General features: G+C 65.1%; 8 protein-coding genes and 1 pseudogene. All 9 read left to right on the top strand.

Going from position 1 to position 8518, the window contains the following annotated elements; all coding sequences use genetic code 11:
- On the top strand, positions 1–1121 hold a 1121-nt coding region (locus EN932_RS21875), incomplete at its 5' end, for an ABC transporter substrate-binding protein (RefSeq protein WP_128369064.1).
- 59 nt (positions 1122–1180) lie between these two features.
- On the top strand, positions 1181–1897 hold the full coding sequence (locus tag EN932_RS21870; RefSeq protein ID WP_127367994.1) for an ABC transporter ATP-binding protein: 717 nt from the start codon (positions 1181–1183) through the stop codon (positions 1895–1897).
- On the top strand, positions 1897–2598 hold the full coding sequence (locus EN932_RS21865) for an ABC transporter ATP-binding protein (RefSeq protein WP_063171519.1): 702 nt from the start codon (positions 1897–1899) through the stop codon (positions 2596–2598). Before EN932_RS21870 ends, EN932_RS21865 begins: the two co-directional genes overlap by 1 nt.
- 67 nt (positions 2599–2665) lie before the next feature.
- Positions 2666–3529, top strand: a complete 864-nt coding sequence (locus tag EN932_RS21860) for a branched-chain amino acid ABC transporter permease (protein ID WP_127367995.1) — start codon at positions 2666–2668, stop codon at positions 3527–3529.
- A 10-nt stretch (positions 3530–3539) separates the two neighbouring features.
- On the top strand, positions 3540–4589 hold the full coding sequence (locus EN932_RS21855; protein WP_127367996.1) for a branched-chain amino acid ABC transporter permease: 1050 nt from the start codon (positions 3540–3542) through the stop codon (positions 4587–4589).
- Positions 4589–6343 carry an FAD-dependent monooxygenase gene (locus EN932_RS21850; protein ID WP_127384523.1) on the top strand — a complete coding sequence of 585 codons (1755 nt, stop codon included), beginning with the start codon at positions 4589–4591 and terminating at the stop codon, positions 6341–6343. Before EN932_RS21855 ends, EN932_RS21850 begins: the two co-directional genes overlap by 1 nt.
- Positions 6344–6353: 10 nt before the next feature.
- A complete protein-coding gene (locus EN932_RS21845) occupies positions 6354–7244 on the top strand; it encodes an intradiol ring-cleavage dioxygenase (RefSeq protein WP_013533090.1) in 891 nt (296 codons plus the stop codon).
- The gene (locus EN932_RS21840) at positions 7244–8062 is read left to right on the top strand and encodes an SDR family NAD(P)-dependent oxidoreductase (protein ID WP_013533089.1); all 819 of its coding nucleotides are present in this window, start codon (positions 7244–7246) and stop codon (positions 8060–8062) included. The genes EN932_RS21845 and EN932_RS21840 overlap by 1 nt, the downstream gene beginning before the upstream one ends.
- Before the next feature lie 63 nt (positions 8063–8125).
- Positions 8126–8518: pseudogene (locus EN932_RS21835) on the top strand (ABC transporter substrate-binding protein); the annotation flags it as partial.

Raw genomic sequence — 8518 nt, 5'->3', positions numbered from 1 at the left:
GCGATGACTACAACATCAAGGCCTTCCTCGCTTCCGACGCGGGCAAGAACTTCGAGGTCATCGTCAAGGACAGCCAGTCGAACCCCAATCGCGCGGCCGAGGTGGCCAAGAGCCTGATCGTCGATGACGAGATCAACCTGATGCTCGTCGGCTCGACGCCCGAGAACACCAATCCGGTGGCCACCACCTGCGAGGCGGAGGGCGTGCCGGTGATCTCGACGATGGCGCCGTGGCAGCCCTGGTTCATCGGCCAGCAGGGCAGTCCGGCCGATCCGTCCTCGTGGAAGCCTTTCAACTTTGCCTATCATTATTTCTGGGGTCTCGAAGACATCATCGCCGTCTACACCGGTATGTGGAAGCAGCTTTCCACCAACGGCAAGGTGGGCGGGCTGTTCCCGAACGATGCCGACGGCAATGCCTGGGGTGATCCGAAGAACGGCTTGAAGCCGGGCCTCGATGCCGCCGGTTTCAGCCTTGCCGATCCCGGCCGCTATCAGAACCTGTCGGACGATTTCACTGCGCAGGTCAACGCCTTCAAGGCAGCCAATGCCGAGATCGTCACCGGTGTGGTCATTCCGCCGGACTTCACCACCTTCTGGAACCAGGCCCGCCAGCAGGGCTTCAAGCCCAAGGCGATAACGGTGGCCAAAGCGATCCTCTTTCCGCAATCGGTCGAGACGCTGGGCGATGCTGGCCACAACCTCTCATCCGAGGTCTGGTGGTCGGCCTCGCATCCGTTCAAATCGTCCGTGACGGGCGAGAGCTCGGCGGAAATCGCGGCGGATTTCACCGCCAAGACCGGGCGTCCCTGGACGCAGCCGATCGGTTTTGTCCATTCGCTGTTCGAGGTGGCGGCCAATGTCATGGGGCGCGTTTCGGATCCGACCAATGCCGAGGCGATCGCGGCGGCCATAGCCGCCACCGACATGACGACGGTGGTGGGGAAAGTGGCATGGAGCGGTGCGGGACTGCCGCCTTTCGCCGCGAAGAACGTCTGCAAGACGCCGCTCGTTGGCGGCCAGTGGCGGAAGAAGGCCGGTGGCGGGTTCGATCTGGTGATCGTCGAGAACGCCGGCGCTACCGAGATTCCCACCGCTGGCAAGATGGAAGCCCTGGCCTGACGCTGCCGGGGGCGGCTGATACCGCCGCCCTCGTTCGGCGCGACCCAAGGATGACTGTGATGATACTCAGGCTGGAAAACGTTTCGAAGTCCTTCGGCGCCCTGAAGGTTGCGGATTCCGTGACCGTCAGCGTGCCGCGCGGCGAAGCGCTGGGCATTATAGGCCCGAACGGCGCGGGAAAATCGACGCTCTTCAACCTGATCACCGGAAACTTGTTTGCAAATGAGGGCCGCATCGAATTCCTCGGCCGCGACGTGACCCGCGCTCCGGCCATGGAGCGGGTGCGCATGGGCGTCGGCCGCAGCTTCCAGATTCCGCAGCCTTTCGAGGGGCTGACCGTGTTCGAGAATCTCTTGACCGCCGCCGCCTTCGGCCGCGGCGGACGCGAGGCCGAGATGGTCGAGGATTGCGCTGGTATCCTCGAGGCGACGGAGCTCCTCAGGAAAGCCAATTTCGTGGCCGGCTCGTTGAGCCTTCTCGACCGCAAGCGCCTGGAACTCGCCCGCGCCCTGGCGACAGGCCCCGCGCTTCTGCTTCTGGACGAGATCGCGGGCGGGCTGACGGAGCGCGAATGCAAGGCCCTGGTCGCGACGATCAGAGCCATCCACGCGAGGGGAACCACCATCATCTGGATCGAGCATGTGCTGCATGCCCTGAATTCGGTGGTCGAGCGGCTCCTCGTGCTGGATTTCGGGCGCGTGATCGGGATCGGCGCGCCTGATGAGATCATGGCCTCGAAGGCGGTTCGCGAAATCTATCTGGGGCTCGAGGTCTGATGCTGGAAACGCGCGGCCTCACCGCGAATTACGGCCAGTTCCGGGCACTGTTCGGTGTGGATATCACCGTGGCCGCGGGCGAATGCGTGGCGATCATCGGCGCCAACGGCGCCGGCAAATCCACGCTGATGCGCTCGATCACCGGAGTGATCGGCAACGCGCCCGGCATGGTGCTGCACAGGGGCGAGCCGATCGGCGCGCTGTCTTCGGCCGAGATCATGAAGCGCGGCATCGCCATGGTGCCGGAGGGGCGCCGGCTGTTCCCTTCGCTGACCGTCGAGGAAAACCTGCTGGTCGGCGGGCAGGCGCGTAAGGTGCAGGGGCCGTGGAGCCTCGACGCGGTCTATGACCTTTTCCCGATCCTGGGCGAGCGGCGCAAGAGCCCCGGTACCGCGCTCTCGGGCGGCCAGCAGCAGATGGTGGCGATCGGCCGGGCGCTGATGTCGAACCCCGAATTGCTGCTTTGCGACGAGATCAGCCTTGGCCTCGCGCCCGTCGTCATCCGCGATATCTACGCAGCACTTCCCAGGATCCGCCAAGGCGGCGCCGCGATCGTGCTGGTGGAGCAGGATATCGGCAAGGCGCTGGCAGTGGCCGACCGCGTCTACTGCATGATGGAGGGTCGCGTCACGCTGGCCGCCAGGGCGGCCGAGGTCACGCGCGAAGATATCCACTCTGCCTATTTCGGAGTGGCGGCATGACGCGGGAACCAAGGCTCGGTCGTCTGCTCGCACAGCACCCTTGTGGCCTGATCGAGGTGGCGCGGCGATGATCTGGCTGGACACCCTCGTGCAGGGGATTCTGCTGGGCGGGCTCTATGCCCTGTTTGCAGCAGGGTTGAGCCTCGTCTTCGGCATCATGCGGCTGGTGAACCTAGCCCATGGCGACCTCATCATTCTTGCCGCCTATCTGGTTTTGATGGGCGTCACGCTGCTCGGCTTGTCGCCCTGGATCGCTGCCCTGATTGCCATGCCGGTGATGTTCGGGCTCGGCTGGCTGCTGCAGGCCGCCGTCCTGAACCGCATGCTGGGCAAGGACATCCTGCCGCCGCTTCTGGTCACGTTCGGCCTGTCGGTCGCCTTGCAGAACGGCCTGCTCGAGGCCTTCTCCGCCGACAGCCGCCGCATTCCGGTGGGCGCGTTGGAAGGGGCATCGCTCGATCTAGGGCTGGTCACGGTTGGGATCATGCCGTTGATGACCTTTGCCTCGGCGATCGTGACGATCATTGCGCTCAACGCGCTCTTTTACCACACCGCCCTCGGCCGTGCCTTCCGCGCCACCTCGGACGACGCCGTGACGGCGGGGCTGATGGGGATAGAGCCGAAGCGGATTTTCGCGATCGCCACCGGGATCGCCATGGTCGTGGTGACGCTGGCGGCGCTCTATCTCGGCATGCGCGCGAACTTCGATCCTTCGATCGGACCGGCGCGGCTGATCTATGCCTTCGAGGCGGTGATCATCGGCGGCCTCGGCAGCCTGTGGGGAACGCTTGCCGGCGGGATCATCATCGGCGTGGCGCAGACGTTTGGCGCCGCGCTCAATCCGGAATGGCAGATACTGGCCGGCCACATCGCCTTCCTGGCCGTGATGCTGCTCAGGCCGCGCGGACTTTTTCCGCGCGCAGTGGATTGAGGGGGGCGGCATGTATCGACTGACAACCCGCACCCGCGCCGGAACCGTGACCGCGATCATTGTGCCGCTCTTCCTCGTCGCCGCGCTCGCGCTGCCTGCCGTGGCCTCGCGTGGTGTCATACAGGATCTGTTCTTCATCCTCACCATGCTGACGCTGGCGCAGATCTGGAACCTGCTGGCGGGCTATGGCGGCCTGGTCTCGGTGGGCCAGCAGGCTTTCGTCGGCATCGGCGCCTACGCGATGTTCGCCGGCGTGATCCTGCTCGGCTGGAATCCGGTCCTGGCGATCCCGCTGGGCGCCCTTGCGGCACTGGTGCTGGCGGTTCCGACGGCCTTTTTCGCGTTCCGCTTGCAGGGCGCGTATTTCGCCATCGGCACCTGGGTGATCGCCGAAGTGACGCGCCTGCTGGTTGCGCAGTGGAAGGCACTTGGCGGCGGCACCGGCACGTCGCTGCCGCGCGAGGCGACGAGCAGCATCCTGGGCACCGATGCGGTCCGGGCGCTGTTCGGCGTCCGCGAGGCCGCGGCACGCGATGTCATGGCCTACTGGCTGGCTTTGGCGCTGGTCGTGGCCGTGACGGGCGGCATCTACTGGCTGCTGCGCAGCCGCCTCGGGCTGGCGCTGGCGGCCGTGCGCGACAATGTCGACGCGGCGCAATCGGTGGGCGTCGATACCGCCCGGCTCAGATGGGCGGTCTTTCTGATCGCCGCGGCTGCCACCGGGCTGACCGGCGCGCTGATTTTCCTGCAGACGGCCCGCATCTCGCCGAGCGCGGCCTTTGCCGTCACCGACTGGACCGCCAACGTCATCTTTATTGTCGTCATCGGCGGCATCGGCACCATCGAGGGGCCGATCCTCGGTGTGCTGGTCTTCTTTGCGCTGCGCTCGGCGCTGGCCGACTACGGCAGTTGGTACTTGATGACGCTCGGCCTCATCGCCGTTGTCGTGATGCTTTTTGCGCCAAAGGGGCTCTGGGGCCTGATCGCGTCCCGCAATGGCCTGCACCTGTTTCCGGTCCGCCGCAGGCTGACCGGTCCGAAGATCGAGGGAGGAATTTGATGGCGGATATCGAAACCGACGTGCTGATCGTCGGCACTGGCCCGGCCGGCTCGGCCACCGCCGCGCTGCTGTCGAGCTACGGCGTGGCCAACATGATCGTCAATCGCTATCGCTGGTTGTCGAACACGCCGCGTGCCCACATCACCAACCAGCGCACCATGGAAGTGCTGCGGGACCTCGGTCCGGATGTCGAGGCAGAGGCCATGATGCACGCCTCGCCGCAGGAACTGATGGGCGAGAACGTGTTCTGCGAAAGCCTGGCCGGCGAGGAGATCGGCCGCATGAAGAGCTGGGGTACAGCGCCGCTCTCCAAGGCCGAACATCTGCTGTCGTCTCCCTGTTTCATGAACGATCTGCCCCAGACCTTCATGGAGCCGATCCTGTTCAAGTCGGCCTGCGCCCGCGGGACGCAGGCACGCATGAGCACGGAATATGTCGGCCATGTCCAGGATGCGGACGGCGTGACCACGACCTGCCGCGATCGGCTGTCGGGTAAGGATTTCACCGTGCGGTCGAAGTTCCTCGTCGGCGCCGACGGCGGCAACTCGCTGGTGGCCGAGCATCTGGGCCTGCCGCTCGACGGTAAGATGGGCGTCGGCGGCTCGATGAACATCCTGTTCAGGGCCGATCTGTCGAAATACGTCGCGCACCGGCCGAGCGTCCTCTACTGGGTCATGCAGCCCGGCGCCGACGTCGGCGGCATCGGCATGGGTCTGGTTCGCATGGTGCGGCCGTGGGACGAGTGGCTGATCGTCTGGGGCTACGACATCAACCAGCCGCCGCCGGAGGTAACGCCGGAACTGGCCACCGAGGTCGCGCGTCAATTGGTCGGAGATCCCGCGCTCGAGATCAAGCTCCTGGGCGCCAACACCTGGACGGTGAACAACTGCTTCGCCACGCACATGCAGAAGGGGCGGGTGTTCATCATGGGCGACGCCGCGCACCGGCATCCGCCCTCGAACGGGCTCGGCTCGAACACATCGATCCAGGATGGGTTCAATCTCGCCTGGAAGCTTGCCAAGGTCGTCAAGGGGCAGGCGGGCATCGGGCTTCTGGATAGCTACTCTGCCGAGCGCGCACCGATCGCGCGCCAGATCGTGACGCGGGCGAACCAGTCCATTGCCGAATTCGGACCGATCTTCGAGGCGCTCGGCATGGATGGCGGCGTCGATCACGACAAGATCCAGAGGAACATGGAGGCCCGCGCCGACGCGACGCCCGCGGCCGAAGCGCAGCGCGAGGCGCTCCGCAAGGCTATCGCCTTCAAGAAGTACGAGTTCGACGCCCATGGCGTCGAGATGAACCAGCGCTATGCGTCCGGCGCGGTGGTGACCGACGGCCAGCGCGAGCCGGCATTCGAGAAGGATCGCGAGCTGCACTATGCGCCAACGACGTGGCCGGGCGCGCGCTTGCCGCATGTCTGGGTGTTCGAGCGCTCGGGCAGGAAGGTCTCGACGCTCGATCTTTGCGGGCATGGCGAGTTCACGCTTTTGACCGGTATTGGCGGCGAGGCGTGGGTCGCCGCGGCGGAGACGGTGGGCGCGGAGCTCGGTCTGCCGATCCGCAGCCATGTGATCGGCCCGCGCCGCACGATCGAGGATCATACCGGCGACTGGGCCGGCGCGCGGGAGATCCGCGACACCGGCTGCCTGGTCGTCCGTCCCGACCACCACGTCGCCTGGCGTTCCGAAACGCTCGCGGCCGATCCGGCGGCCGAACTGCGCCGGGTCTTCAAATCCGTTCTGGCGCGCTGAGGAGGATCGCATGATCGACGAACACGAATCCGGCTATTTCACCGAGGCGAACTCGGCCGAGGTCGTCGTGGCGCGCAACAGGAACGCCAAAGACGAGCGGCTCAAAGAGGTGATGGAGGTCATCACCCGAAAGCTGCACGAGGCGGTGAAGGAGATCGAGCCGACGCAGGAGGAATGGTTCGGCGCGATCATGTTCCTGACGCAGACGGGCCAGATCTGCAACGAATGGCGGCAGGAGTACATCCTGCTGTCGGATGTTCTCGGCGTCTCGATGCTGGTCGATGCGATCAACAACCGCAAGCCGTCGGGTGCCTCGGAATCCACGGTGCTGGGGCCTTTCCACGTCGCCGACGCGCCCGAATTGCCAATGGGATCGAACATCTGCCTCGACCAGAAGGGCGAGCCGATGTTCGTGCATGGCCGCATCCTCAATACCGAGGGTAACCCGATCGCAGGCGCCAAGATCGACGTCTGGCAGGCCAATGACGAGGGTTTCTACGACGTGCAGCAGAAGGGCATCCAGCCCGACTTCAATCTGCGCGGGGTGTTCCGCACCGGTGCGGACGGACGTTACTGGTTCCGCGGCGTGAAGCCCAAATACTACCCGATCCCGGATGACGGTCCGGTCGGCAAGCTGCTGGGCGCGCTAGGCCGCCACCCCAATCGTCCGGCGCATCTCCACTACATTGTCGAGGCCGAGGGCTTCGACGCGCTGACCACGCACATCTTCGATCCGGACGATCCGTACATCGATTCAGATGCCGTCTTCGGCGTGAAGAAAAGCCTGCTCGCCGAATTCCGCAAGGTCGAGGACGCCGAAGCCGCGGCCAGGGTCGAGGTCGCGGCGCCGTTCTACGACGTAGAGTTCGATTTCGTGCTGTCGCGCAAGGGAGGAAACTGATGGCCGCACTTGAGAAGATGTTCGATGTCAGAGGCAAGTCGGTGATCGTCACCGGCGGCGCCAGCGGCATCGGGCAGGCCTATTCCGAGATCATGGCCGAGCACGGGGCGAAGGTCTGCATCTTCGACCTGAACCCTGCCGGGCTGGAGAAGACCGTGGCGGCGATCAGGGCGGCGGGTGGCGATGTCTGGGGCCAGGTCGTCGATGTCGGCGACCGTGCGGCCATGGCGGCCGCCTTCGACAAGGTGGCCGAGAAGGCCGGCTCGATCGACGTCGTGTTCGCCAATGCCGGGATCGACGCCGGGCCGGGCTTCAACACCCCGACGGGCGAAAGGAACCCCGAGGGCGCCATCGAGAACCTGCCCGACGAGCACTGGGACAAGGTGATCGAGATAAACCTGACCTCGGTCTACACCACGATCAAGCATGCCGTGCGGCACATGAAGCCGAATGGCGGCGGCCAGATCATCGTCACGTCGTCCATCGCCTCGCTGATCAACGAGAGCATCGTGGGTACACCCTACATGCCCGCCAAGGCCGCGGTGAACCATCTCGTTCGCCACATGGCGATGGAGCTCGGCGCCTACAACATCCGCATCAACGCAATCCTGCCCGGGCCGTTCATCACCAACATCGCCGGCGGCCGGCTGCGCAATCCGGCGGACCGCAAGGCCTTCGAGGCCCAGTCGCTCATCGGCCGGATCGGTGACCCTGAAGAGATCAAGGGCCTGGCGCTTTATCTTGCGTCGCCGGCCGCGTCCTACGTGACGGGCTCGCTGATCGTCATCGATGGCGGCTCGCTGCTGAGGATGACCTGAACAAGCTTTGAACTGAGACCGGTCCCGTGGGCCGGAGAAACTTAACCCAGGGAGGAACCGACAATGACCTACTACAACAAACTGGTGAAATCGGGCTTGCGGCCCAGCCGCCGAAGCGTCCTGAAGGGGATTGGAGCCGGCGTTGCCGCCAGCACGCTGGGCATGCCGACCTATCTGCGCGCCGCGACGGCGGGGAAGATCAAGCTCGGCTATCTCAGCCCCACGACCGGGCCGCTCGCCCTGTTTGGTGAAACGGATGGCTACACCTTGCAGAAAATCCGCGCCCTGCTCGGCGGCCAGCTGCAATGTGCCGACGGCAATACTTACGAGATCGAGATACTCGATCGCGACAGCCAGTCCAATCCGAACAAGGCATCGGAAATCGCCGGCAACCTCATCCTGAACGACGAGGTGCATCTGCTCGTACCGGCCTCGACCACCGACACAATCCTGCCC

It is taken from the genome of Mesorhizobium sp. M7A.F.Ca.US.002.01.1.1 (genome assembly GCF_004022955.1).
GTDB lineage: Bacteria > Pseudomonadota > Alphaproteobacteria > Rhizobiales > Rhizobiaceae > Mesorhizobium > Mesorhizobium ciceri.
This window is presented reverse-complemented; position numbering and strand designations above follow the sequence as displayed.

Coding starts and splice junctions, on each gene's coding strand:
- EN932_RS21870 (WP_127367994.1), top strand. CDS start 1,181: ATGATACTCAGGCTGGAAAACGTTTCGAAGTCCTTCGGCGCCCTGAAG.
- EN932_RS21865 (WP_063171519.1), top strand. CDS start 1,897: ATGCTGGAAACGCGCGGCCTCACCGCGAATTACGGCCAGTTCCGGGCA.
- EN932_RS21860 (WP_127367995.1), top strand. CDS start 2,666: ATGATCTGGCTGGACACCCTCGTGCAGGGGATTCTGCTGGGCGGGCTC.
- EN932_RS21855 (WP_127367996.1), top strand. CDS start 3,540: ATGTATCGACTGACAACCCGCACCCGCGCCGGAACCGTGACCGCGATC.
- EN932_RS21850 (WP_127384523.1), top strand. CDS start 4,589: ATGGCGGATATCGAAACCGACGTGCTGATCGTCGGCACTGGCCCGGCC.
- EN932_RS21845 (WP_013533090.1), top strand. CDS start 6,354: ATGATCGACGAACACGAATCCGGCTATTTCACCGAGGCGAACTCGGCC.
- EN932_RS21840 (WP_013533089.1), top strand. CDS start 7,244: ATGGCCGCACTTGAGAAGATGTTCGATGTCAGAGGCAAGTCGGTGATC.